The following is a 22,572-nucleotide window of genomic DNA, read 5'->3' on the forward strand; positions in this document are numbered from 1 at the left end:
ATACCTATGGACAGAAGCATAAGCTGCGCCTGGCCGGGCCCGAACAGATCAGATCAGATCAGATCAAGGACAAGCTGACCGATGATGTGGCGGTATTGATACTGGCCGCGGTTGATTTCTGCACCGGAGTCGCCATGACATGAAGGCGCTGACCAGAAGGGAGTGTGAGATTGGCAGCAACCACTTGAAACATCTCAAAATCCTTGAGAGCAATCATCATCGGCATCGTTGGCTGCGGCACGGGTTTCGCGGCGGGCTGCACCTATTGATATCCAAATCGGGCTCGCGGCGCCCCCGCCTTCATCTGTGTCGCTCCGCGCCAAGCTAAGGCTGCACTGCCCCGGCTTACAGCTTGCCAGCCCGCGCGACCCGGCGCAGCGCGGCAGCCATGTGTGGTCTGGTTTTCCCGAGGGCTATGCCGTCATACGGGCCTTGATCGCGCAAGGGAGCGGGACGAATACAAGGTCCGGCAGTTGGTCACCTGGTTGACCTGGCAATCCCCGCGCCAAACACGGCGGCGAGCATTTTTACCGATCGGCAATAATCATCGTAAGACCCGGCGGTCGCTTTGGCCCCTTTCAGCGACGATGTGATAAGGGCCGCCATTTCTTCGGTACTGCCCGGCAAGGTCACGGCGCCGGCCTTCACATGATGTGCCAGCCAGTCGGCATAGATTTTGCGCAGCCGCGCCTCACCGTCATGTACCAATTTCGAAGACGATGATGTCCCCGCCTCCATCAACTCCATCCCGTGGGCAGAGCTGAGCATCGGCCGCACCACGATCTCGCCCTGCGCGAGAATTGCCGCCTCCAGCACCTCGGGCACGGGGCCGTCCCGGGTCAGCGCGGCGGCCAGCGCGGCGCTGCACTTGTCATAGCAATGCCGCACAAGCGTCTGGAAAATATCGTCTTTGTTCCGATAATGCAGATACAAGGCTGCCCGCGACATGCCCGCCCCGCGCGCGATGTCATCCATCGAGGTCTTGCGAAAGCCATAGGTCGCAAAAGCGGTCCACGCCGCGTCCAGAATGGCCTTCTGCTTGGGGTCGAGATCGAGATCCTTCATGACTCCAGTCTGTGACTGTTTGTGTCGATATTGTCAATTGACAACATGACAAATTTCGCTATTTCTGTCACTATCCAGACGCTGCGGAGAGACGCGCCATGCCAACATCCCTGACGATTAACGGAACTGCCCATAATATCGACCTGCCTGACGAGGTGCCCCTGCTCTGGGTGCTGCGCGACGAGGTCGGCCTGACCGGCACAAAGTTCGGCTGCGGCGTGGCCGCGTGCGGGGCCTGCACCGTGCAAATTGATGGCGAGGCGGTCCGATCCTGTCAGGTCGCTCTGTCGGATGTCTGGGGCGAGGTCACAACGATTGAGGGGCTCGGCGCGCCCGAGGCTATGGCCAAGATCCAGCAGGCCTGGGTTGACCATCAGGTCGCGCAATGCGGCTATTGCCAGTCCGGCCAGATCATGCAGGCCGCTGCCCTGCTGGCCGAAAACCCCAGCCCATCGGATGCCGAGATTGACGAGGCGATGCAGGGCAACCTGTGCCGCTGCGGCACCTACCCCCGTATCCGCGCCGCGATCCATTCCGCCGCCGGCAAGCTGAAGGAGGCGTAAACAATGGCATCCGTTGGAAAAATCCTGCGTCGCACCTTCCTGATCGGCTCGGCCGCTGTTGTCGGCGGTGTAGCGTTTGGCGCCTACTATGTGTCCCGCCCGGCGCCCAACCCGCTGCAACCGCAAGAGGGTGAGGCCGCGCTGAACCCCTTTGTGCTGATTGATCAGCAGGGCATCACGCTGTTCGCGCCCCGCGCCGAGATGGGCCAGGGCGTCATGACCACCTGGGCCGCGCTGATCGCCGAAGAACTGGACGTGGAACTGGAGCAGGTCCGCGTCCTTCACGGGCCCGCTGCCGCCGCCTATTACAACAGCGCTTTGTTGGGAGAAGGGCTGCCCAACAAGGGGTATGACATTTCTGATTTCCAACACAATCTGGGTGAAGCGCTGGGGGTGTTCGGGAAGGTGCTGAACCTGCAGATTACCGGCGGATCGACCTCGATGCGGGATGGGTTCGAGCGGATGCGCGAAGCGGGCGCAACCGCCCGCGAGACCCTGAAGCAGGCCGCAGCGAACCGACTCAGCATCGCCCGCGATCAGCTGAGAACTGAAAACGGCGCGGTCATCGCCCCGGATGGCACCCGCATTCCCTACACGGACCTCGCCGTTGCGGCGGGCCAGATCGACCCGCCCGAGGTTGCGCTGCGTGACCCAAGCGACTGGCGCCTTCTGGGCAAGAGCCTGCCGCGCGTCGATATGGTGGGCAAAGCCACCGGCACCGCCGAGTACGGCATTGATGTGCGACCCGAAGGGTCGAAATTCGCCAGCGTCCGCACCAACCCCAAGCTGGGCGGCGAGATGAAGAGCTTTGACGCCAGTGACGCCGAATCTATGCCCGGCGTCGAGAAGATCGTTGATCTTGGCGATGGCGTCGCGGTGGTCGCCTCCAACACCTGGCTGGCCATGCAGGCCGTCGAGGCCATCAATGTAGATTGGGGCGACGCGCCCTACCCGCCAGAAACTGACGGTTTGTTCGACGCGATCGGCGCAGCATTTGAGGGCAAGGCAAACTCGACCATGCGCGACGATGGTGATGTGGGAACCATGCCCGAGGGTGCCACCGAGGTCACGGCGGAATACCGGCTGCCCTATCTGGCCCACGCGACCATGGAGCCGATGAACGCCACCGCCATTTTCACCGGCAAAACGCTGGAACTCTGGACCGGCAATCAGGCCCCCACAGTCATCCGCTCCAAGGTTGCCAAGGTGGCCAATCTCGACCCCGAGATGGTCACGGTCCATACCCCATATATGGGTGGCGGCTTTGGTCGGCGGCTGGAATATGATTATGCGGTCATCGCAACCAAAGTGGCCATGGCCCTGCCCAATGTGCCGGTGCAGGTCACATGGTCGCGTGAAGAGGACATGCGCCACGATTTCTACCGCCCCGGTGCCATGGCCCGGATGCGGGGCGCGGTCAAAGACGGCAAGGCGCTCTTGCTGGACGGCCAGATCAGCGCGCAATCCGTTCTCTATCAGGCGATGACGCGGATGGGTGCCCCGGCTGGCGGGCCCGACAAGATCCTGGTTGAGGGCGCGTTCAACCAACCCTATGCGATCCCCAACTACCGCATCCGTGGCTATATTGCCGATCTTGCGGTGCCGGTGGGCTCCTGGCGCTCGGTCGGCAACAGCTTTAACGGCTTCTTCCATGACACCTTCCTGGACGAAATGGCCCATGCCGCCGGGCGTGACCCGCTGGAGTTTCGGCTGGAACTGATGAAATCCGAACACGCGCCTTCCGCAGGGTGCCTTGAGGCGGTGCGCGAGATGTCGGGCTGGACCGGCAAGACCCCCGATGGTGTCGGTCGCGGTGTCGGATTCACTTACAGCTTCGGCACGCCGGTGGCTCAGGTGATCGAAGTGGTGGACGAGGATGGCACCATCCGCATCTCCAAGGCCTGGATCGCCTGCGATATGGGGCTGGCGCTGGATCCCGGTACGGTCGAGGCGCAGATGGTCGGCGGCATGATCTATGGCCTGTCGGCCGCCTGTTTCGGCGAGGTCACCTTCGCCGACGGCGAGGTCGAGCAATATAACTTTCCCGACTATGACGCGATCCGTATCCATAATGTGCCGGAGACCGAGGTGCGTATCCTCGAAACCAACCGCCATATGGGTGGCGCCGGTGAGCCGGGCACGCCCCCCTCCATGCCCGCGCTTGGCAACGCGCTGTTTGATCTGACCGGCCAGCGGGCGCGCAGCCTGCCGCTGTCCCACAGCTTCGATCTGCTGGTCTGAGCGTACTCTCCCGCACCGCCGGTCCCCCGGCGGTGCGGCCACATGCAAAAGCGGCATGTGCCCTTCCCCTTCCCGACCCCATTCGCTATTGCAGGCCTGACCCGTATTTGTTGACGCAGGACGCACCCCATGGCGATGGACAAGACATTCAACGCGGCCGAGGCCGAGGCCCGCATCTACGAGGCCTGGGAACAGGCTGGAGCCTTCAAGGCAGGCGCGAACAGATCGCGCGACGAAAGCTTTACCATCATGATCCCGCCGCCCAACGTGACGGGCGCGCTGCATGTGGGTCATGCCTTCAACAACACGTTGCAGGATATCCTGATCCGCTGGCACCGCATGCGCGGGTTTGACACGCTCTGGCAACCCGGTCAGGACCACGCGGGCATCGCCACGCAGATGCAGGTCGAAAAGATGCTGGCCAACACCCAGCAACCCGGACGGCGTGAACTGGGGCGCGAGAAGTTCCTGGAGAAAGTCTGGGAATGGAAAGGCGAATATGGCGGTACGATCATCGAGCAGCTCAAGCGTCTGGGATCGTCCTGCGACTGGTCGCGCAACGCCTTTACCATGGCCGGTGCGGCAGGTGATCCGCGCACGGGGCACGAAAATTCTGCGAATTTCCATGATGCGGTGATCAAGGTCTTTGTCGAGATGCACAACAAAGGCCTGATCTATCGCGGCAAGCGGCTGGTCAACTGGGACCCGCATTTCGAGACCGCGATCTCGGACCTCGAAGTCGAGAATATCGAAACGCCGGGCCATATGTGGCACTTCAAATACCCGCTGGCCGGTGGCGAGACCTATACCTATGTCGAAATGGACGAGGATGGGAACACCGTGCTCGAGGAAGAGCGCGACTATATCTCGATCGCCACCACCCGCCCCGAAACCATGCTGGGTGACGGCGCGGTGGCGGTGCACCCCTCGGATGAGCGTTACGCGCCAATCGTTGGAAAACTCTGCGAAATCCCGGTTGGCCCGAAAGAGCATCGCCGCCAGATCCCGATCATCACCGACGATTACCCCGATCCCGATTTCGGCTCGGGCGCGGTGAAGATCACCGGCGCCCATGACTTCAACGACAACATGGTGGCCAAACGCGGTGGCATCCCGATGTACCGCCTGATGGACACGCGTGGCGCAATGCGGGCGGATGGCGCGCCCTATGCCGAAGCCGCGGGCAAAGCGCAGGAGTATGCGCGTGGGCGCGACTTCACCGAGAACGAGATCGACGCGGTCAATCTGGTGCCCGACCACCTGCGCGGGCTCGACCGGTTCGAGGCGCGCGCCAAGGTCGTTGAAGAAATCACCGCCGACGGTCTGGCCGTCATGACCCGCGCCGACAACCCGGTTCTGGGCACGAAGCTGGGCGAAGAGGACGATCCGGCGGCTCTGGTGCCGCTGGTCGAGAGCAAACCGATCATGCAGCCCTTTGGCGACCGCTCGAAGGTGGTCATTGAGCCGATGTTCACCGACCAGTGGTTCGTCGACGCCGAAAAGGTCGTCACCCCGGCGCTGGACGCAGTCAAGGGCGGCACGGTCAAGATCATCCCCGAGTCGGGCGAGAAGACCTATTACCACTGGCTGGAAAACATCGAGCCCTGGTGCATCTCGCGCCAACTGTGGTGGGGGCATCAGATTCCGGTTTGGTATGGCCTTGATCTGTCGGCTGAAGACTTCAAGGGCGACGAGAATGAAGGCGCGCTTGATCTGGTCGAACTGGGTCGCCTGCTGAACGAAGGCGGGATGCTGCACCGTGGCAACGTCATGGAATGCGCCGCGAGCCTCGAGGCTGTCACCGAGAAATTCTTCGATGACAACGCCAACATTCCCAGCCCGCTGAGCCATGCCACCGTTGTAGAAGTTGCCGACAAGCATGAGGCCATCCATCAGTTTGCGGAAAGCCTCGCGCAATATGCGGTCGAGCAGGACCCGACCAAGCTGGTCTACCCGGTCTGGCGCGACCCCGACGTCCTCGACACCTGGTTCTCGTCCGGCCTCTGGCCGATCGGCACGCTGGGCTGGCCCGAGCAGTCCGAGGAGCTAAAGCGCTATTTCCCGACCGATGTGCTGATCACTGGCTTCGACATCCTGTTCTTCTGGGTCGCCCGGATGATGATGATGCAACTGGCCGTGGTCGATCAGATCCCGTTCCACACCGTCTACCTGCACCAGCTCGTCCGCGACGAGAAGGGCAAGAAGATGTCCAAGACCACCGGCAATGTCATCGACCCGCTGGAAATCGTGGACGAGTTCGGTGCCGATGCGCTGCGGTTCACCAATGCCTCGATGGCGGCGATTGGCGGCGTGCTGAAGCTGTCCCGCGAACGCATCACCGGCTATCGCAATTTCGGCACCAAGCTGTGGAATGCCGTGCGTTTTGCCGAGATGAATGAGGTCTTCACCGACGCCGTGCCGCAAGCCGCCGTCGCCGATCTGAAACCCAAAGCCGCCGTGAACCGCTGGATCATTGGCGAGACCGCCCGCGTGCGGGCTGAGGTCGACGCGGCGCTGGAAAGCTATCGTTTCAACGATGCGGCAAACGGGCTTTATGCCTTTGTCTGGGGCAAGGTCTGCGACTGGTATGTGGAACTCTCCAAGCCGCTTTTGCAGGGCGACGACGCCGATGCTCGGTCTGAGACCCGCACCACCATGCGCTGGGTGCTGGATCAGTGCATGATCCTGCTGCACCCGATCATGCCCTTCGTTACCGAGGAACTTTGGGGCCTGACAGGCGACCGCGCGAAGATGATCGTTCATGCAGACTGGCCCACTTACGGCACCGAACTGGTCGATGCTGAGGCGGATCGCGAGATGAACTGGGTGATTTCACTGATCGAAAACACCCGCTCGGCGCGCCAGCAGATGCGGGTTCCGGCGGGCCTTTATGTGCCGATGCTGGTGACCGGGATCGACGCAGATGGGCAGGCCGCCTGGGACCGCAACGAGGCGCTGATCAAGCGTCTGGCGCGGATCGACAGCCTGACCAGGGCGGGTGAGCTGCCCAAGGGCACCATCTCGATCGCTGCGCCCGGTGCAAGCTTTGGCCTGCCGCTGGCGGATATCATTGATATCGGTGCCGAAAAGGAACGGCTGGAGAAAGCCAAGGGCAAACTGGCCAAGGAGTTGGGCGGTCTGCGCGGGCGCCTGAACAACCCGAAATTCGTGGCCTCGGCCCCCGAAGAGGTTGTCGCGGAAGCCAAAGCCAATCTGGCGGCCCGCGAAGAGGAAGAGGCAAAGTTGAACGAAGCACTGGCGCGTCTGGCCGAAATCGCCTGACCTGCCCGTCTGATGCCTGCCCCCCGCCGCGCTCGCGCCCGGCGGGGGTTTGTTTTAGGATAGGGTCATGACACGGACCACCCGAAACCTCGCGGAACGCCAGATTCTCAAGGCAAAAGCCGAAGGACAGCTTGACGGGCTGCAAGGCGAAGGCCAGCCCCTGCCCGACCGCTCGGGAGAATCTCTGAGCGACCCGGCACTGGCTGTGGGTCACAGGATCATGGCGCAGGCGGGTGTATTGCCGGAAGAATTCACGCTGAAGAAAGAACTGGACGCGGCGCGAGCGGACTATGCCCGGCTTACCGATCCCGAGGCGCGCAAAACGGCGATGGCGCGGATCGCGAATCTTGAGATGCGCTACAACATGGCCCGCGACGCCCGCCGCAGTTTCATGCGCTAGCGCCCGGCAAAGGCGCGCCCGGACACCGAGATTGCGTTATTTGACGGGTCCTTGGCATTGGCGAACCCATAGCCATCGGCCTCGTGGATTGGGCCGAATTCCAGCCCTCTGTCGCGGGCTTTGGCGCAGAACGCAGCCACATCGGGCGCATCGAAGACCAGCTTTACCGTAACCTGCCCCTCGCGTGTGGCTTTGCCCGCCGGATGCAGCATCAGGTGAACGCCCGGGCCAGGTGGAACCAGCTCGACGATCCGGTCGCCCTTTTGCCGCCGGGCGCGATAGCCAAAATGCGTCTCGTAAAACGCCACCATCTCGTCCATGCGCTTTGTGTAAAGCACAAGACGGGACAGTGGCGGTTGCATGGTAGCCCTATTTGAACGCGGGCTTGCGGCCTTGCATGTTGGCGGCAACGACCTCCATCTGGTCCGGTTTGCCGATCAGCGCCAACTGCTCGGCGGTTTCGGCCAACAGCGCATCGGCACGCTCGGCCCGTTCCGACAGATCAATCAGCCGCTTGGCCGCCCGAATGGCCGAGGGCGATTTGCTGGCGATCTCTTCGGCCAGCGCACGGGCGGCGGCGAGCGGGTCGTCGTGAATTTCGGTCACCAGCCCCCACTCAGCGCCGCGCTCGGCCGAGACCGGACGGGCGGTATAGATCATCTGCCGCAGCGCATCCGACCGCATCAGATGCGGCAACAGGACCATGCCGCCCATGTCGGGAACCAGGCCCCATTTCATTTCCATGATCGCCAGCTTGGTGCCCGGCGCGGCAATGCGGATGTCGGCACCCAGCGCCAGTTGCAGGCCACCGCCAAAGACCGCGCCTTTCAGCGCGGCAATCACCGGCACCGGCACACGCCGCCAGGCCAGCGCCACCTCCTGCGGCTCGTTGGCATCGCCAAAGTCGCGGGCGTTGAGCCAGGATTCGACATTGCCTCCGCCCATTGCGGCAAAAATGGACATATCGAGCCCGGCGCAGAAATTGTCGCCCTCGCCCGAGAGCACCACGGCGCGCGCGTCCGAGGCGGCAACCTCCTGCCCGGCGGCAACAATGGCCTTGATCATCTCGCTGTCCAGCGCATTGCCCTTGTCGCCGCGGGTCAGCGTTACATGTGCCACGTGGTTTTCATATTCGATGGATACGCGTGCCATTTTGTTCCTCCGGTTCAATTTGGGATAGTTATGCGCCGCCGCGGCAATTGGGTCCATTCTAACGCTGCGGCAGGGCCGAGACAGGCATCCGCGCGAACCAGGGCGAGCTTAGTGTCATGACGTAGAACATATCGCCCACCTGCCTGGCACTTGTGGTGACCCCCAGCCGCCCTTCGGGATCCTGAAGGTTGCGCAGGATCGTACCGTCGCCGTCGAACTGGATCACCATGCCCCGGTGGATCGGCGCCGGGCGCACCCAGGGGCCAAGCCGCCAGATCACCTTGCGCAAGAATGGGTAGGGCATCAGCTTTTCCGACGGCACGCGGGGGCTGGCAAAGGCCAGCCAATAGCTGCCATCGCCCTGCGCCTTGAGATTGTCGGGATAGCCCGGCAGATTGTCCAGAAACACCTCTTGCTGCCCGGCTTTGTCCCCTTTGAGCCAAAGCCGGTGCACCCGTGCGCGCCCGGTTTCGGCGATCAGCAGGAAATCCTCGTCCGGCGACAGGGCTACGCCATTGGTATGGACAAGCCCTTCGGCGATCTTCTCGACTGTTCCATCAGGATCGCGACGGGCGACATAGCCGGTATCGGACTGCTCCCAGATCGCCATCACCGATGCGAGTTTGGTACCGCCCATCGTCTCGGGATCGAACCGGTCGGTTGAGATTGAGAAATAGACCGTCCCGTCACGCGCCACATCGAGGTTGTTGGCATAGATCACCGGCGCGCCGTCAATATCGGAGACCAGCGTTTCCAATGTGCCGGGACCGGACCAGCGGGTCAGCCCGCGAAAGCTGTCAGCGATATAAAGCGCCCCATCGGGCCCCACCTTCAGGCCCAGAGGCCGACCGCCCAGCGTGTCGACCCGTTCTGGCGCAGCACCGTCGATCCGGAACAGATCGCCTGACAGGCTGGTGGTATAGACATGGCCCTGAGGGCTGACCGCGATATCCTCGGGGCCCAGCTCTCCGTCCGGCAGCAAGACCTTTTCGGCCTTGTCCAACGCGGAGTTGAGCGCAAACTCACCGGTGAATTCGGGCGGTTCGGGCAGTTCACTGACCACCGGGTTCAGCGGGATCGGCCAGAACAGCAGATAAGCGGCGGCAATCGCAACCAGCAGCAACAACACACGCATTCCGATTTCACCTCTGGCTTTGTTCCCGTTGTTCAAGTCTTGGGGCAAGCCCCGTGCCGACGCAAGGCTTGTTCCGGCCCCGTTGATCCGCTTATCTGCCGCCATGACCTATCCGCGCTACACCCCGCTTGCTCGTTCGCTGCCCGCCACCGTCCCGTTTGTGGGCCCCGAAACGCAGGAACGCGCGCGCAGCGCAGCATTTGCGGCGCGGATCGGCGCCAATGAGAACGTGTTCGGCCCCTCGCCAAAGGCGGTTTCAGCACTTCGGGACAGCGCCGCCGCCCTGTGGATGTATGGCGACCCGGAGAATCACGACCTGCGCCACGCGCTGGCCACCCATCACGGAGTGGCCCCCGAAAACATTGCGATCGGCGAAGGCATCGACAGCCTGCTGGGGTATCTGGTGCGTCTGATGGTCGGGTCCGGTGATGCGGTGGTGACATCCGATGGGGCCTATCCCACCTTCAACTACCATGTGACGGGATTTGGGGGTGTGCTGCACAAGGTGCCCTATCGCGACGACCATGAAGACCCCGAGGCGCTGTTTCGCAAGGCTGCCGAGACCGATGCCAAACTGGTCTATCTGGCCAATCCCGACAATCCGATGGGCAGCTGGCATTCCGGCGCGCAGATCGTTGCGGCGATGGAGCATCTGCCCGAGGGCACGCTGTTGGTGCTGGACGAGGCCTATGTCGAATGCGCTCCGGAAGGCACCGCGATGCCGATTGCGGCGGATGATCCGCGGGTGATCCGCATGCGGACCTTCTCCAAGGCGCACGGGTTGGCAGGCGCGCGCGTCGGTTATGCGATCGGTGCGCCAGAGCTGATCGCGGCTTTCAACAAGGTGCGCAATCACTTTGGCATGAACCGCTCGGCCCAGATCGCGGCCCTTGCCGCGCTGGAGGATCAGGACTGGCTGGCCAATGTCACCGCGCTGATTGCGGCCGCGCGCACCCGGATCGAGGGGATTGCACGCCAGAACGGGCTGTCGCCGCTGCCCTCGGCCGCCAATTTCGTGGCCATCGATTGCGGGCGAGACGCCGATTTCGCAAAGCGTGTGCTGGACAACCTGATCACGCTTGGCATTTTCGTCCGCATGCCGTTTTCGGCACCGCAAAACCGCTGCATCCGCATCAGCTGCGGAACAGAGGCTGATCTGGACGCTTTCGCCGCCGCCCTGCCCCGGGCATTGGACCGGGCCGCCAGGGGCTGATATCGTAAGCCATCCCGCACCTATCGAAACGGACGCTCAGGACCGGCATGGACGATCACAGGATACCGCGCGCACCGGATTAAACGCTGGCCGCCCTGATCATGGCCGGGGTCAACCTGACATGGGTTTTCATCGTGATCTGGGCGCTTTACGGCTTGATTCCGGTGCTGGCTTTGGCGGCCCTGCTCAACCACGCCATTTCGCGCCTGCGGGACCGAAGCGGCACCCAGCCCGGTCGCATGTGACATTGCGGTGACGTGTTCACCCAATGCCCGGCCCTTGGTCCGAGCCGTAGCCCCAACAGCTTGCAACGCGCCCACCACCTGCTTAAATGGACGCGTCATGACCAATCATACGTCATCCCTCTTCCCCCTCCCACACAAGGCCACGTCATGAGCAAACCGATATATACTGCCCGCGAACTCCTGGCGTGGGTCTGGACGGATTATCTGCGACGGTATCGCTGGGTCCTGGTGGTGGCGTCGTTCTTCATGTTCCTCGAAGGCAGTATGGTCGGCGCGCTCAGCTACATGATGCAGCCGATGTTCGACAACGTCTTCGTTCAGGGCAACGAAGATGCGCTGGTCTGGGTCAGCGTGGTGTTCTTCATCATCTTCACCACGCGCGGGCTTGCCGGTGTCGCCCAGAAGATCCTGCTGGCGCGGGTGTCCCAGAACATGGCCGCGAACCTGCGTATCGACATGCTGGCACAGATGGTCCGACAGGACACATCCTTTCACCAGGTCCATCCCCCCGGATACCTGATCCAGCGGGTCCAAACCGATGTCGGCTCGGTCAATTCGGTCTGGCAAATGATCATCACCGGCATGGGCAAGAACCTGATTTCACTTGTCGTGTTGCTGGGTGTTGCACTGAATGTGGATGTGGTCTGGACCTTGATCATGCTGGTGGGCATTCCGCTGACATTCCTGCCGATCGGCGCAGCGCAGCGCTATGTCCGGAAACAGGCCTCAAAAGTCCGCGACCTTGGCGCATCGCTTGCCGTAAGGCTGGACGAGACTTTTCACGGGATCACTCCGGTAAAACTGAACAGCCTGGAAGAGTATCAGGTGGGCCGCTTCGCCGCCGGCAACAAGAAATTCGTACGCGCTGGCATCAAGTCGACGATGGGCACCGCCTCTATCACCGCGCTGATAGATGTCATGGCCGGTGTCGGCTTCATGGGCGTGCTGCTCTATGGCGGCGCCGAGATCATCAGCGGAGACAAGACCGTCGGCCAGTTCATGAGCTTTTTTACCGCCATCGGTCTGGCCTTCGATCCCGCGCGGCGCATCGCGGCGATGAGCGGCAAGTGGCAGGCCGCCGCTGCAGCGCTTGAACGGGTCAAGGAACTGATGGATACGCCGGTCAAGCTGCTACCACCCGCCAATCCGAAACCCGCGCCCAAGGGCCGCCCCGGTGTGGATCTGAACAACGTCTCGCTCAGCTATGGTGACGCGCAGGTCCTTCGAGACCTGTCGTTTGTGGCCGAGTCCGGCAAGACCACCGCGCTGGTGGGCGCGTCGGGTGCCGGGAAATCGACCGTCTTCAATGTGTTGACCCGGCTTGTTGATCCCTCGCAAGGCTCGGTGACCGTCGGCGGCGTGCCTGTCAACGAGTTGAGCTTCCCCGATCTGCGCGGTCTTTTTGCTGTGGTGACGCAGGATGCGCTGCTGTTCGACGAGTCGGTGCGCGAGAACATCCTGCTGGGCCGGACCGATGTGTCCGACGACGATCTGCAGGAGGTTCTGAAGGCGGCCCATGTGGCGGATTTCATTCCCAAACTGACCAACGGTCTGGATACGCAGGTTGGTCCGCGCGGCTCGGCCCTGTCGGGCGGTCAGCGTCAGCGGGTGGTGATCGCGCGCGCGCTGCTGCGCGACACCCCGATCCTGCTTCTGGACGAAGCGACCAGCGCGCTGGACGCGCAGTCGGAGAAAGTTGTGCAAGCGGCGCTGGATAGCCTGTCAGGCGGGCGGACAACCATCGTGATCGCACACCGGCTGTCCACAATTCGCAACGCCGACAAGATCGTTGTGATGGATCGCGGTCGCGTGGTCGATCACGGCAGCCATGACGAGTTGCTGGCGCGTGGTGGCATCTATGCCGATCTCTACCGGCTGCAGTTCCAGGATGGGTTGACGGTCGTGGATCAGGCGGGCGTCGCAGCGCTGACCCCGAAGGCGCCGCATCTCGATGCGCCCAAGGAAACCTGGTTCCGGCGCATGGTGAACAAACTGGCGGGCTGAGACAGGCTCTCAGCCCAGCGCGGCGGCGTCGCGGGCCAGCGCCTCGATCCCGGCCCAGTCGCCAGCCTGTACCTTGTCCTTCGGAGCCACCCAACTGCCCCCGGCGCAAACCACATTGGACAGTGACAGGTAGCTTTTGGCGTTACCCGGTGAGACACCGCCGGTGGGACAGAACGAAATTTGCGGCAACGGCGCGCCGATGGCCTTGAGCGCGGGTGCGCCGCCCGACGCCTCGGCCGGGAAGAATTTGAGCATGTCATAGCCCGCTTCAAGCAAGCGCATCGCCTCGCTGGCGGTGGCGGCACCGGGCAGTAGCGGCAGGCCTTCGGCCTCGCAGGCCGCGATCAAAGCATCGGTTGCACCGGGAGAGACCCCGAATTGCGCGCCTGCGTCCTTGGCCGCGCGCACATCTTCGGGTGTGACCAGCGTACCAGCGCCAACCACACCCCCCGCAACCTGCGACATGGCGTGGATCACGTCGAGCGCCACCGGCGTGCGCAACGTGACCTCAAGCGCGGGCAGACCGCCCGCCACCAGGGCCTGCGCCAGCGGGGCGGCGTGGGTCACATCATCGACCACCAGGACCGGAACGATGGGCGCGAGCGCGCAGATCTCGCGGGCGCGGGTGGATTTCGATGTCATCAGAACTCTCCAAACACGGTTGCGCCGGCGTCAGCCCGGCTCACATTGCGGCGGAACAGGGCGAACATCTCGCGCCCGGTGCCAAACTCATTGCCGGTCAGGTCGGCCTGTACCGGATCACGATCCAACACACCTTCGGTCAGGATCTCAAGATCGCCCGAGACCGCATCCACCCGGAGCAGATCGCCGTCCCGCAGCCGCGCAATCGGGCCACCATCCAGCGCCTCGGGGCAGACATGGATCGCGGCGGGCACCTTGCCCGAAGCCCCCGACATCCGGCCATCTGTAACCAGCGCCACCTTGTGCCCCCGTCCTTGCAAGATCGACAGCACCGGCGTCAGTGAATGTAACTCCGGCATCCCGTTGGCCTTGGGGCCCTGGAACCGCACCACAACGATCACATCATCGGTGAACTCACCGGACTTGAACGCCGCTTTCACGTCCTCCTGATCATGGAAAACACGCACGGGCGCTTCGACGATCCGGTGTTCGGGTGCAACCGCCGAAACTTTCATGACCCCGGTGCCAAGCGACCCGCTCAGCCGCGACAAACCACCAGTGTCCTGAAACGGGTCCGAAGCCGGGCGCAAAATCTTGTCGTTGAGCGAGGTGCCCGCGCCGTCCTGCCAGACCAGCGCTCCGTCGATCAGCTTAGGCTCGCGGGTGTACTCCGCCAACCCCTGGCCCGCGACCGTGGTGGTGTCGGCATGCAGGAGGCCTTCGTCCATCAAGGTGTGGATGGTGTAGCCCAGACCACCCGCCGCATGGAAATGGTTCACATCGGCCAGCCCGTTGGGATAGACCCGCGCCACCAGCGGCACGACCTGGGAAATCTCGGAGAAATCCTGCCAGTCCAGCCGGATGCCCCCCGCCCTTGCCATCGCGATCAGGTGAATGAGCAGGTTGGTGGAGCCACCTGTGGCCATCAACCCGACCATGCCGTTCACATAGGCTTTCTCGTCCAGCACTTTGCAGGCGGGCGTGTAATTGTTGCCCAGCGCGCTCAGCGACAGTGCGCGTTTCGCGCCTTCGGAGGTCAGCGCGTCGCGCAGCGGCGTGTTGGGGTTCACAAAGCTCGCGCCCGGCAGGTGCAGCCCCATGAACTCCATCAGCATCTGGTTGGTGTTGGCGGTGCCGTAGAACGTGCAGGTGCCCGGCCCATGATAAGCCGCCATTTCCGCCGCCATCAGCGCGTCGCGCCCGACCTCTCCGGTGGCGAATTTCTGGCGTATCTTGGCCTTTTCGTCATTGGGCAAGCCGCTGGTCATGGGACCAGCGGGCAGGAACACGGCAGGCAGATGGCCAAAGCTCTGCGCCGCGATCACCAGACCCGGCACGATCTTGTCGCAAACCCCCAGAAACACCGCCGCATCAAAGGTGTTGTGGCTGAGCGCCACGCCGGTCGCCATCGCAATCGCGTCGCGTGAGAACAGCGACAGTTCCATCCCCGCTTCGCCCTGCGTGACCCCGTCGCACATGGCCGGAACCCCGCCCGCGACCTGCGCAGTGCCCCCCGCATCGCGGGCAGCCGCCCGGATCAGATCGGGGAAGCGTTCAAAGGGCTGATGCGCCGAAAGCATGTCATTGTAGGTCGTTACGATGCCCAGATTGCCCGCCGAACTTGTGGCCAGCGCCTGCTGGTCCGATCCCGCCCCGGCATAGGCATGCGCCTGTCCGCTGCAACTGAGATGGGCGCGCGCCGGGCCTTTGCTGGCGGCCTGGTCCATCCGGTCCAGATACCGGCCCCGTGTGTCGGCGCTGCGCTCGATGATGCGCAGGGTCACATCCTGAATGGTGCGGTGCACGTCCATGTCACCCTCCTATATGGCGCCAGCGGCGGCCATCGCGATGCATCAGCATCAGTGCTTCTTCGGGGCCGGAACTGCCCGGATCGTAAGCTGCGGGCTGATCGCCGGTCTCTTCCCAGTTTCGGATGATCGGATCAACCCAGGCCCAGGCGGCCTCGACCTCGTCGCCGCGCATGAACAGCGTCTGATCGCCCCGGATCACGTCCATCACCAGTCGCTCATAGGCGTCCTGCTGGCGCACATCCGCGCCCAGCGCATCGGCAAAGCTCATGTCCAGTGACACCTCGGAGAGGCGCAGACCGCCCGGTCCGGGGTCCTTGATCGTGGTGCGCAGGGTGATCCCCTCATCCGGTTGCAGCCGGATCACCAGCACATTGCCGCGCAACCGGCCCACATTGGGAAAGATCGTGTGCGGCGGGTCGCGGAACACCACCGCGATCTCGGATTCCCGCGCCCGCAGCCGCTTGCCCGTACGCAGGTAGAACGGCGTGCCCGACCAGCGCCAATTGGCGACGCTGACCTTCATGGCGATGAAGCTTTCGGTGCTGCTGGAGGAGTTGCCCACATGGTCGCGGTAGCTGTCACCGCCTGTATCGGCCCGATACTGGCCGCGCGCGATATCAGCGGGTTCGACCGGATCAAGCGCCTCGATCACCTTGACCTTTTCGTCGCGCACCGCGTTCGGCGTGAATTTCGACGGTGGCTCCATCGCAGTCAGACACAGAAGCTGCACCAGATGGTTCTGCACCATGTCACGCATCGCACCGGACTGATCGTAATAGGCCCCGCGCCCGTCGATCCCGATGCTTTCGGCCACGGTGATCTGCACATGATCCACATGGGTGGCATTCCAGAGCGGTTCGAACAGCGAATTGGCAAAGCGCAGCGCCATCAGGTTCTGCACGGTTTCCTTGCCGAGATAGTGGTCGATCCGGTAAATCTGATGCTCTTCGAAACAGGCGCGCAGCCCTTCGTTCAGCGCCCGCGCCGAGGCCAGATCGCGGCCAAAGGGTTTTTCGACAACGATCCGGCTGTCGGGTGTGGCCAGACCACACTCATGCAACCGCCCGGCGATATCGGCAAACAGCGAGGGGCCGACCGACAGGTAGAACGCCCGCACCACATCGGGTCTGAGCACCTGCGCCAAATCCTGCCAGCCCTGATCAGAGGACACGTCGACCGTTACATAATCCAGACGCTCAAGAAACGCCGCCAGTGTCTTGGCGCGATTTGGGCTGTCCGGCGTGAACTCTTCAATGGCGTCTTTGGTGGATTGACGAAACGCCTCTGCATCCATCTCGGTCCGGGCCGAACCGATGATGCGGGCCTCGGGCGGCATCTGGCCGACCTCGAAGCGATGAAACAGACCCGGCAGGATCTTTCGCTTCGCCAGATCGCCGGTCGCACCGAACAGCACGAGGTCAAAGGGGTCTACGGGGATGACACGCGAGACCATGGGTTGGCTCCAGTTCTGGCCGGCAGAGGGTTTTGGCACCGCTCCGCGCAACGGCCACTGTTAGCGATAACAATTCACCGCGTTAATTGCCCATCCGGCCTCGGATTGCAAGGGTGAAGTCGCTCTGCCACCTGAATTGCCCGTGCGGGGGATTACCGGTTTTGCCGGAACCACTCCATCACCATCGGGCGCACGGTTTGTTCGCCGCGATGGCGGGCATCCAGGATCACCTTGCGCAGATCGTCGAGATTTGTCCGCAAAAGCAGGCTTTTGACCGGACCGATGGAAGCCGGGCGCATGGACAGCGTGCGCATGCCCATGGCGGCCAGACACACCGCTTCGACCGGGCGACCCGCATCCTCGCCACAGAAACTCAGTGGCGTGCCGGAGATGGCGCAACGTTCCACGATCCGCTCGATCAGGCTGAGAAAACTTGCGTTCAGCGTATCATAGCGGCGGCGCACGCGCTCGTTTTCGCGGTCGGCGGCAAAGAAGAACTGCTTCAGGTCATTGCCTCCGATGGACAGGAACCCGACCTCATCAAAGAATTTCTGCGGCGCGAAGGCTAGCGAGGGCGTTTCCAGCATCGCGCCGACCTCAAGCGTTTCCGGCAGCACATGGCCCAGCCGTTCCTCGCGGGCGATGGTCTTGTCGACCTCGGCGCGGGCCTGGTGATATTCCTCGGCCTGTGCGACGAAGGGGAACATGATGGTCAGCGGACGGCCATTGGCGGCCCGAATCAGCGCCTGCAACTGCATCCGCATGATGCCCGGCTTGTCCAGCCCGACCCGGATCGCGCGCCAGCCCAGCGCCGGGTTCGGCTCATCAGTGGGTTTCATATAGGGCAGCACCTTGTCGGACCCGATATCGAGCGTGCGGAACACCACGCGCTTGCCGCTGGCCGCATCCAGCACCCGGCTGTAAAGCGCCACCAGTTCCGACCGTTTGGGCATCTGGTTGCGCACCAGAAACTGCAATTCGGTACGGAACAGACCAACCCCTTCGGCGCCGGAACTGGGCAGCGACGGCAGGTCGGCCATCAACCCGGCATTCATCACCAGACTGATCTCTTTGCCATCTGAGGTGATCGTGGGCGTGTCACGGATCGAGGCATAGCGCTCCTGCGCTTCGGCCTGCATCGCGATCTTGTCGCGAAAGGCGGTGACCACCGTGTCGTCGGGGCGCAGATGCACGATGCCCTGATCGCCATCGACCATGATGTGATCGCCGTTCAGCGCCTCGGTCGTGACCCGCTTGGCATGAACCACCAGCGGAATGGCCAGCGCGCGCGCAACAATGGTCGCGTGGCTGCCGACCGAGCCTTCTTCCAGCACGATACCGCGCAGCGAGCGGCCGTATTCCAGCAACTCACCCGGCCCGATATTGCGCGCCACAAGGATCGGATCGGGCGGCAGATCAACGCCGGTCTCTTTGCCCTGCCCGGTCAGAATCCGCAGCAACCGGTTGCTGAGATCGTCAAGGTCGGCCAACCGTTCGCGCAGATAGGCGTCCGACACCTGCTCCATGCGCGCGCGTGCCTGCGATTGTTCCTTCTCGACGGCGGCCTCGGCGCTCAGCCCGCGCGAGATGTCCTCCTCCATCCGGCGCATCCAGCCCTTGGAATTGGCAAACATCCGGTAGGCTTCGAGAACTTGCAACTGTTCCTTGTCACCGCTCTGGGACATTTCGAGCATCTTGTTGACGCCGACGCGCAATTCCTCAACCGCGTGTTTGAGCCGGGCCTCTTCGACATGGGGGTCGTCGGCGATCGGATTGGTGATGACGACACGCGGCTCATGCAGCCAGACATGCCCTTCGGCGGTGCCTTCCTGACCGGTGCCACCGCGCAACAGAACCGATTGCTGGTGCAGGGGCGACAGGGCCGCGCCTTCGCCGACAAAGGCGCCAAGCTCGGTCATCTCTGCCAGAACCATCGCCACCACTTCCAGCGCATAGACTTCGTCGGCGGAATATTCACGCCGGTCGCGGGACTGCACGACCAGAACACCCAGCTTTTCGCCAAGCCGCTGGATCGGGATGCCGAGGAAGGAGGAAAACCGCTCTTCGCCGGTTTCCGGCATGAACCGGAACCCCTTGGCCCCGGGCGCATCGGGCGTGTTCACCACCTTGCCGTACCGGGCGACCCGGCCCACAAGCCCCTCGCCCATCCGCATCCGGGTCTGGTGCACGGCTTCTGCTTTCAAGCCTTCGGTGGCGCACAGCTCCAGCGTGTCCTCATCCCGGAAAAGGTAGATGGAACAGACCTCTGTGCCCATGCTGTTGGCGATCAGATGGGTGATCTTGTCCAGACGTTCCTGACCGGCAGAGTCGCCAGCCATCGCCTCGCGCAGACGCCCGAGGAGTTTTCTGGATCCGCTTTCCGTACTATCCGCCATGGGCCCCGTTCAATCTGATTTGACGGCGGCCCCAGGCGTGTCTGCCTCAGGCTGCCTTGTCCAAGTCAAACGCATCATGCAGCGCCTGAACGGCAAGTTCCATGTATTTCCGATCGATCAGGACCGAAATTTTGATCTCGGAGGTGGTGATGACGCGGATGTTGATTCCCTCGTCGGACAGCACCTTGAACATCTTCGCCGCAACGCCGGATTGCGAGCGCATGCCGATCCCCACGACCGAGACCTTGGCCACATCCTCGTCGGCCACCAGCTCGGCATAGTTCAGCTCACCCGCGCCCTTGATCTCAAGCAGTGCCTTTTCCGAGCGCGCCACCTGATCGGTCGGACAGGAGAAGGTCATGTCGGTGCGCCCCTCATCCGAGATGTTCTGCACGATCATGTCCACATTCACCCCCGCCTCGCTGAGCGCGGTAAAGATGATGGCGGCGATGCCGGGGCGGTCAGCGACCGACACCAGCGTCATCTTTGCTTCGTCGCGGGAATAGGCCACACCGGCCACGACATTGGATTCCATAATATCCTCCTCGGCACAGACCAGCGTGCCCGCATTATCGGATTGTTCCTCGAAACTGGACAGCACGCGCAGCTTGACGCCGAACCGCATCGCCAGCTCGACCGAGCGGGTCTGCAGCACCTTGGCGCCGAGCGAGGCCAGCTCCAGCATCTCCTCGAACGAGATTCTGTCCAGTTTGCGCGCCTTCTCGCAGATGCGCGGATCGGTGGTATAGACGCCATCCACATCCGTGTAGATGTCGCAGCGTTCGGCATCAAAGGCGGCGGCAAAGGCGACGGCGGTGGTGTCCGAGCCACCCCGGCCCAGCGTGGTGATCCGGCCCTCGGGGCTGAGCCCCTGAAAGCCCGCCACAACGGCCACTTTCATGCCTTCAGCGAATTTGGTGTTGATGTTCTCGGTCGGAATGTCCTCGATCCGCGCCTGGCTATGGGCGGAGGTGGTCAGCAGCGGCACCTGCCAGCCCTGCCAGCTGCGCGCGGGCACGTCCATTTCCTGCAGGGTCAGCGCCATCAGACCGGCAGTGATATTCTCGCCCGAGGACACGACCGCATCATACTCGCGGGCATCATAAAGCGGCGAGGTCTCATCGACCCAGCCGACCAGTTCGTTGGTCTTGCCCGACATGGCCGAGACGATGACGATCACGTCATAGCCCTTGGCCACTTCGACGCCAACGCGTTTGGCCGCGCGGCGGATACGGTCGAGATTGGCCACCGAGGTGCCACCGAATTTCATCACGAGCGTGGGCATAGGGCTTGTCGTCTCCGCGCCTTGGATTTCCGATCAGGGGGGTCTTAAGCGAGGGGGCGCACAAGGGCAAGTGCGCATCCCGGTCCGAACCGGCCATGTGACCCGGCGGGCAGGCATTGAAGCAACATCCCGCTTTACTTTGGCAAGGGCGGCTGCCACCGTCCGGGCGACCAAAACCCCGAAGGATTTCTCATGCGCGTTCTTGCTCTGGCCCTGACCCTTGCCGCCACACAGGTTGCAGCACAATCCGCCACTGTGTCCGGCACTGACGGTCAGAACGCGCTGGGGACCGTGCCCTGCGCCGCGCTCGCGGATCAGCCCATCGCAGATTGCCCCGCCGAGCTGCGCCACAAGGCGGATGGCGAGGCCACACTCGCGGTGCAACTGCCCACCGGAGAGGTGCGCCGGATCTATTTCGAGAATGGCGAGCCGACCTCGTCCAGTTCCACCTCGCCGATGAATCATGAGGTCAGCGGCACTGTCATGATGATCTTCATCGACCCCAACGAGGTGATCGAGGTCCCGGCAGAGGCCGTCAAACCTCAGTAAGCGATCGGCGCGCCGTCCCAGCTTTCGAAACAACCCGTGGTCGCGAGCGAAAGCGTGTCGAACCGGTCCACAAGGCCTGATGTGGCCTCGTCCACATGCAGGTCCGCGCCGGCTCCGCCCATATCCGTGCGCACCCAGCCGGGATGGTAGATGCCCACCGCAATGCCCTGCGGCCCGAGATCCGTCGCCAGGTTGCGCCCCAGATTGAGCACCGCCGCCTTCGAGGCACGATAGACATAGCTGCCACCCGGCGCGCGGGTGTGGGAGGCCATGATCGAGGACAGAACCGCAATCCGACCGCCTGCTGCCCGGAGATTCGGCAACAGCGTCTGAACCGTCAGGAACACGCCGGTGACATTCGCCGCGAAGGTCTGCGCCCAGAGATCGCTGTGGTACGCGTCGAACCCGCACCCTTTGTCCAGATATACCCCGGCATTGCAGATCAGCAGATCAATTTCGCGCCCGGCCAGCGCCTCAGCCATCCTTGCATGGTTTTCGGGGTTGGTGACATCCAGCAAGATGGCCTCGCTGCCATCGCGCGCGGTGCCTGTGACATCGTGCCCAGCCGCGCGGTAACGATCCGCCAGCGCACGGCCAATCCCGCGATTGGCGCCAGTGATCACAACATGCATGTCAGTTCGCTTTGCGGTTCGGCACAAATGGCAGAGGGGCGACCGGCACGCCATCCTCGACCAGCGCGCGCGCCTCGTCGAGCTTGGCTTCGCCATAGATCGCACGCGCAGGCGCGTCACCCAGATGCATCTTGCGCGCCTCGCTTGCAAATTCGCGTCCGACATAGTCGGAATTGTCCTCGACCCGCTTGCGCAGCTCGGCAAGGGCGTGTTCGGCTGCATTGCGCGGTACGTTCAGCGGCACCGCCTCACCCTGCGGCTCGGGCGGGGATTTCGGGGTGTCGACCGCATTCCGTGCCGGACGGACACGCGGCGTCATGACCGCCTTTTCAACGTGTTGGTCACCGCAGATCGCGCAAACCACCATGCCCGCCGCCCGCAGCTTGTCATAAGCGGCTGCGGACTGAAACCAGCTATCAAAGCCATGGCCATGACTGCATTTCAACGCGTATTGAATCATCTGACTTCCAAAACCCAAGTCTCCGGGCGACTCATACAAGCTCA

Annotated in this window: 20 protein-coding genes; 9 read left to right on the forward strand and 11 right to left on the reverse strand. The window is 63.1% G+C overall.

The window, feature by feature from the left end:
• Positions 1 to 306: 306 nt before the first annotated feature.
• Positions 307 to 489: a kynureninase/PvdN C-terminal domain-containing protein gene (locus M3P21_RS22775; RefSeq protein WP_373320068.1), complete on the forward strand. Its 183-nt coding sequence runs from the start codon at positions 307 to 309 to the stop codon at positions 487 to 489.
• On the opposite strand, the gene M3P21_RS17305 is transcribed toward M3P21_RS22775, so the two are convergent.
• Complete coding sequence (locus M3P21_RS17305; protein WP_249711932.1) at positions 478 to 1,065, reverse strand: TetR/AcrR family transcriptional regulator; 588 nt, start codon at positions 1,063 to 1,065, stop codon at positions 478 to 480. The two genes, M3P21_RS22775 and M3P21_RS17305, sit on opposite strands and share 12 nt — an antisense overlap.
• Positions 1,066 to 1,163: 98 nt before the next feature.
• On the opposite strand from M3P21_RS17305, the gene M3P21_RS17310 reads away from it, so the two are divergent.
• The 4 genes from M3P21_RS17310 to M3P21_RS17325 all read left to right on the forward strand — a co-directional run bounded on the left by M3P21_RS17310 (position 1,164) and on the right by M3P21_RS17325 (position 7,551).
• Positions 1,164 to 1,628 carry a (2Fe-2S)-binding protein gene (locus M3P21_RS17310; RefSeq protein WP_249711934.1) on the forward strand — a complete coding sequence of 155 codons (465 nt, stop codon included), beginning with the start codon at positions 1,164 to 1,166 and terminating at the stop codon, positions 1,626 to 1,628.
• A gap of 3 nt (positions 1,629 to 1,631) precedes the next feature.
• Positions 1,632 to 3,869 carry a xanthine dehydrogenase family protein molybdopterin-binding subunit gene (locus tag M3P21_RS17315; protein ID WP_249711936.1) on the forward strand — a complete coding sequence of 746 codons (2,238 nt, stop codon included), beginning with the start codon at positions 1,632 to 1,634 and terminating at the stop codon, positions 3,867 to 3,869.
• A 129-nt stretch (positions 3,870 to 3,998) separates the two neighbouring features.
• Positions 3,999 to 7,151, forward strand: a complete 3,153-nt coding sequence (locus tag M3P21_RS17320; RefSeq protein ID WP_249711938.1) for a valine--tRNA ligase — start codon at positions 3,999 to 4,001, stop codon at positions 7,149 to 7,151.
• Positions 7,152 to 7,218: 67 nt separating this feature from the next.
• Positions 7,219 to 7,551, forward strand: a complete 333-nt coding sequence (locus M3P21_RS17325) for a DnaJ family domain-containing protein (protein ID WP_249711940.1) — start codon at positions 7,219 to 7,221, stop codon at positions 7,549 to 7,551.
• Here M3P21_RS17325 and M3P21_RS17330 read toward each other — a convergent pair.
• From M3P21_RS17330 to M3P21_RS17340, 3 genes are read right to left on the reverse strand one after another with little or no spacing between them, the layout of a single operon-like run.
• Entirely contained in the window at positions 7,548 to 7,913 is a 366-nt protein-coding gene (locus M3P21_RS17330) for a VOC family protein (RefSeq protein ID WP_249711943.1), read from the reverse strand. The genes M3P21_RS17325 and M3P21_RS17330 overlap by 4 nt on opposite strands.
• A 7-nt stretch (positions 7,914 to 7,920) precedes the next feature.
• On the reverse strand, positions 7,921 to 8,703 hold the full coding sequence (locus M3P21_RS17335) for a crotonase/enoyl-CoA hydratase family protein (RefSeq protein ID WP_249711945.1): 783 nt from the start codon (positions 8,701 to 8,703) through the stop codon (positions 7,921 to 7,923).
• 58 nt (positions 8,704 to 8,761) lie between these two features.
• Positions 8,762 to 9,838, reverse strand: coding sequence for an SMP-30/gluconolactonase/LRE family protein (locus tag M3P21_RS17340; protein WP_249711947.1), 1,077 nt, complete (start codon positions 9,836 to 9,838; stop codon positions 8,762 to 8,764).
• Between the two features lie 103 nt (positions 9,839 to 9,941).
• Between M3P21_RS17340 and M3P21_RS17345 the strand changes: the two genes are divergently transcribed.
• From M3P21_RS17345 to M3P21_RS17355, 3 genes are all read left to right on the forward strand, one after another.
• The gene (locus M3P21_RS17345; protein ID WP_249712055.1) at positions 9,942 to 11,051 is read left to right on the forward strand and encodes a pyridoxal phosphate-dependent aminotransferase; all 1,110 of its coding nucleotides are present in this window, start codon (positions 9,942 to 9,944) and stop codon (positions 11,049 to 11,051) included.
• A gap of 101 nt (positions 11,052 to 11,152) precedes the next feature.
• Positions 11,153 to 11,296, forward strand: coding sequence for a hypothetical protein (locus M3P21_RS17350; RefSeq protein ID WP_249711949.1), 144 nt, complete (start codon positions 11,153 to 11,155; stop codon positions 11,294 to 11,296).
• A gap of 147 nt (positions 11,297 to 11,443) precedes the next feature.
• Positions 11,444 to 13,300, forward strand: coding sequence for an ABC transporter ATP-binding protein (locus M3P21_RS17355; protein ID WP_249711951.1), 1,857 nt, complete (start codon positions 11,444 to 11,446; stop codon positions 13,298 to 13,300).
• Positions 13,301 to 13,309: 9 nt separating this feature from the next.
• On the opposite strand, the gene M3P21_RS17360 is transcribed toward M3P21_RS17355, so the two are convergent.
• The 5 genes from M3P21_RS17360 to M3P21_RS17380 all read right to left on the reverse strand — a co-directional run bounded on the left by M3P21_RS17360 (position 13,310) and on the right by M3P21_RS17380 (position 20,887).
• Positions 13,310 to 13,942: a bifunctional 4-hydroxy-2-oxoglutarate aldolase/2-dehydro-3-deoxy-phosphogluconate aldolase gene (locus M3P21_RS17360; RefSeq protein ID WP_249711953.1), complete on the reverse strand. Its 633-nt coding sequence runs from the start codon at positions 13,940 to 13,942 to the stop codon at positions 13,310 to 13,312.
• Complete coding sequence (gene edd, locus M3P21_RS17365) at positions 13,942 to 15,753, reverse strand: phosphogluconate dehydratase (protein WP_249711955.1); 1,812 nt, start codon at positions 15,751 to 15,753, stop codon at positions 13,942 to 13,944. The genes M3P21_RS17360 and edd overlap by 1 nt, the downstream gene beginning before the upstream one ends.
• Before the next feature lies 1 nt (position 15,754).
• Positions 15,755 to 17,206 (reverse strand): glucose-6-phosphate dehydrogenase, encoded by a 1,452-nt coding sequence (gene zwf, locus M3P21_RS17370; protein ID WP_249711957.1) that lies wholly within the window; start codon positions 17,204 to 17,206, stop codon positions 15,755 to 15,757.
• A 152-nt stretch (positions 17,207 to 17,358) separates the two neighbouring features.
• Positions 17,359 to 19,602, reverse strand: a complete 2,244-nt coding sequence (gene ptsP, locus M3P21_RS17375) for a phosphoenolpyruvate--protein phosphotransferase (protein ID WP_249711959.1) — start codon at positions 19,600 to 19,602, stop codon at positions 17,359 to 17,361.
• Between the two features lie 46 nt (positions 19,603 to 19,648).
• On the reverse strand, positions 19,649 to 20,887 hold the full coding sequence (locus tag M3P21_RS17380; protein ID WP_249711961.1) for an aspartate kinase: 1,239 nt from the start codon (positions 20,885 to 20,887) through the stop codon (positions 19,649 to 19,651).
• Positions 20,888 to 21,079: 192 nt separating this feature from the next.
• Here M3P21_RS17380 and M3P21_RS17385 point away from each other — a divergent pair, with 192 nt between their 5' ends.
• Positions 21,080 to 21,436: a hypothetical protein gene (locus M3P21_RS17385; RefSeq protein WP_249711963.1), complete on the forward strand. Its 357-nt coding sequence runs from the start codon at positions 21,080 to 21,082 to the stop codon at positions 21,434 to 21,436.
• On the opposite strand, the gene M3P21_RS17390 is transcribed toward M3P21_RS17385, so the two are convergent.
• The gene (locus M3P21_RS17390) at positions 21,430 to 22,068 is read right to left on the reverse strand and encodes an SDR family NAD(P)-dependent oxidoreductase (protein ID WP_249711964.1); all 639 of its coding nucleotides are present in this window, start codon (positions 22,066 to 22,068) and stop codon (positions 21,430 to 21,432) included. The genes M3P21_RS17385 and M3P21_RS17390 overlap by 7 nt on opposite strands.
• A 1-nt stretch (position 22,069) precedes the next feature.
• The gene (locus tag M3P21_RS17395) at positions 22,070 to 22,528 is read right to left on the reverse strand and encodes a DUF1178 family protein (RefSeq protein WP_249711966.1); all 459 of its coding nucleotides are present in this window, start codon (positions 22,526 to 22,528) and stop codon (positions 22,070 to 22,072) included.
• Between the last annotated feature and the right edge of the window lie 44 nt (positions 22,529 to 22,572).

Origin of the sequence: Ruegeria spongiae (genome assembly GCF_023502395.1) — a bacterium.
GTDB classification, from domain to species: Bacteria; Pseudomonadota; Alphaproteobacteria; order Rhodobacterales; family Rhodobacteraceae; genus Ruegeria_C; species Ruegeria_C spongiae.

Bases quoted from the DNA above. Each gene is read 5' to 3' on its own strand.
- M3P21_RS17305 (WP_249711932.1), bottom strand. From the start codon at position 1,065: ATGAAGGATCTCGATCTCGACCCCAAGCAGAAGGCCATTCTGGACGCG.
- M3P21_RS17310 (WP_249711934.1), top strand. From the start codon at position 1,164: ATGCCAACATCCCTGACGATTAACGGAACTGCCCATAATATCGACCTG.
- M3P21_RS17315 (WP_249711936.1), top strand. From the start codon at position 1,632: ATGGCATCCGTTGGAAAAATCCTGCGTCGCACCTTCCTGATCGGCTCG.
- M3P21_RS17320 (WP_249711938.1), top strand. From the start codon at position 3,999: ATGGCGATGGACAAGACATTCAACGCGGCCGAGGCCGAGGCCCGCATC.
- M3P21_RS17325 (WP_249711940.1), top strand. From the start codon at position 7,219: ATGACACGGACCACCCGAAACCTCGCGGAACGCCAGATTCTCAAGGCA.
- M3P21_RS17330 (WP_249711943.1), bottom strand. From the start codon at position 7,913: ATGCAACCGCCACTGTCCCGTCTTGTGCTTTACACAAAGCGCATGGAC.
- M3P21_RS17335 (WP_249711945.1), bottom strand. From the start codon at position 8,703: ATGGCACGCGTATCCATCGAATATGAAAACCACGTGGCACATGTAACG.
- M3P21_RS17340 (WP_249711947.1), bottom strand. From the start codon at position 9,838: ATGCGTGTGTTGTTGCTGCTGGTTGCGATTGCCGCCGCTTATCTGCTG.
- M3P21_RS17345 (WP_249712055.1), top strand. From the start codon at position 9,942: ATGACCTATCCGCGCTACACCCCGCTTGCTCGTTCGCTGCCCGCCACC.
- M3P21_RS17350 (WP_249711949.1), top strand. From the start codon at position 11,153: ATGGCCGGGGTCAACCTGACATGGGTTTTCATCGTGATCTGGGCGCTT.
- M3P21_RS17355 (WP_249711951.1), top strand. From the start codon at position 11,444: ATGAGCAAACCGATATATACTGCCCGCGAACTCCTGGCGTGGGTCTGG.
- M3P21_RS17360 (WP_249711953.1), bottom strand. From the start codon at position 13,942: ATGACATCGAAATCCACCCGCGCCCGCGAGATCTGCGCGCTCGCGCCC.
- edd (WP_249711955.1), bottom strand. From the start codon at position 15,753: ATGGACGTGCACCGCACCATTCAGGATGTGACCCTGCGCATCATCGAG.
- zwf (WP_249711957.1), bottom strand. From the start codon at position 17,206: ATGGTCTCGCGTGTCATCCCCGTAGACCCCTTTGACCTCGTGCTGTTC.
- ptsP (WP_249711959.1), bottom strand. From the start codon at position 19,602: ATGGCGGATAGTACGGAAAGCGGATCCAGAAAACTCCTCGGGCGTCTG.
- M3P21_RS17380 (WP_249711961.1), bottom strand. From the start codon at position 20,887: ATGCCCACGCTCGTGATGAAATTCGGTGGCACCTCGGTGGCCAATCTC.
- M3P21_RS17385 (WP_249711963.1), top strand. From the start codon at position 21,080: ATGCGCGTTCTTGCTCTGGCCCTGACCCTTGCCGCCACACAGGTTGCA.
- M3P21_RS17390 (WP_249711964.1), bottom strand. From the start codon at position 22,068: ATGCATGTTGTGATCACTGGCGCCAATCGCGGGATTGGCCGTGCGCTG.
- M3P21_RS17395 (WP_249711966.1), bottom strand. From the start codon at position 22,528: ATGATTCAATACGCGTTGAAATGCAGTCATGGCCATGGCTTTGATAGC.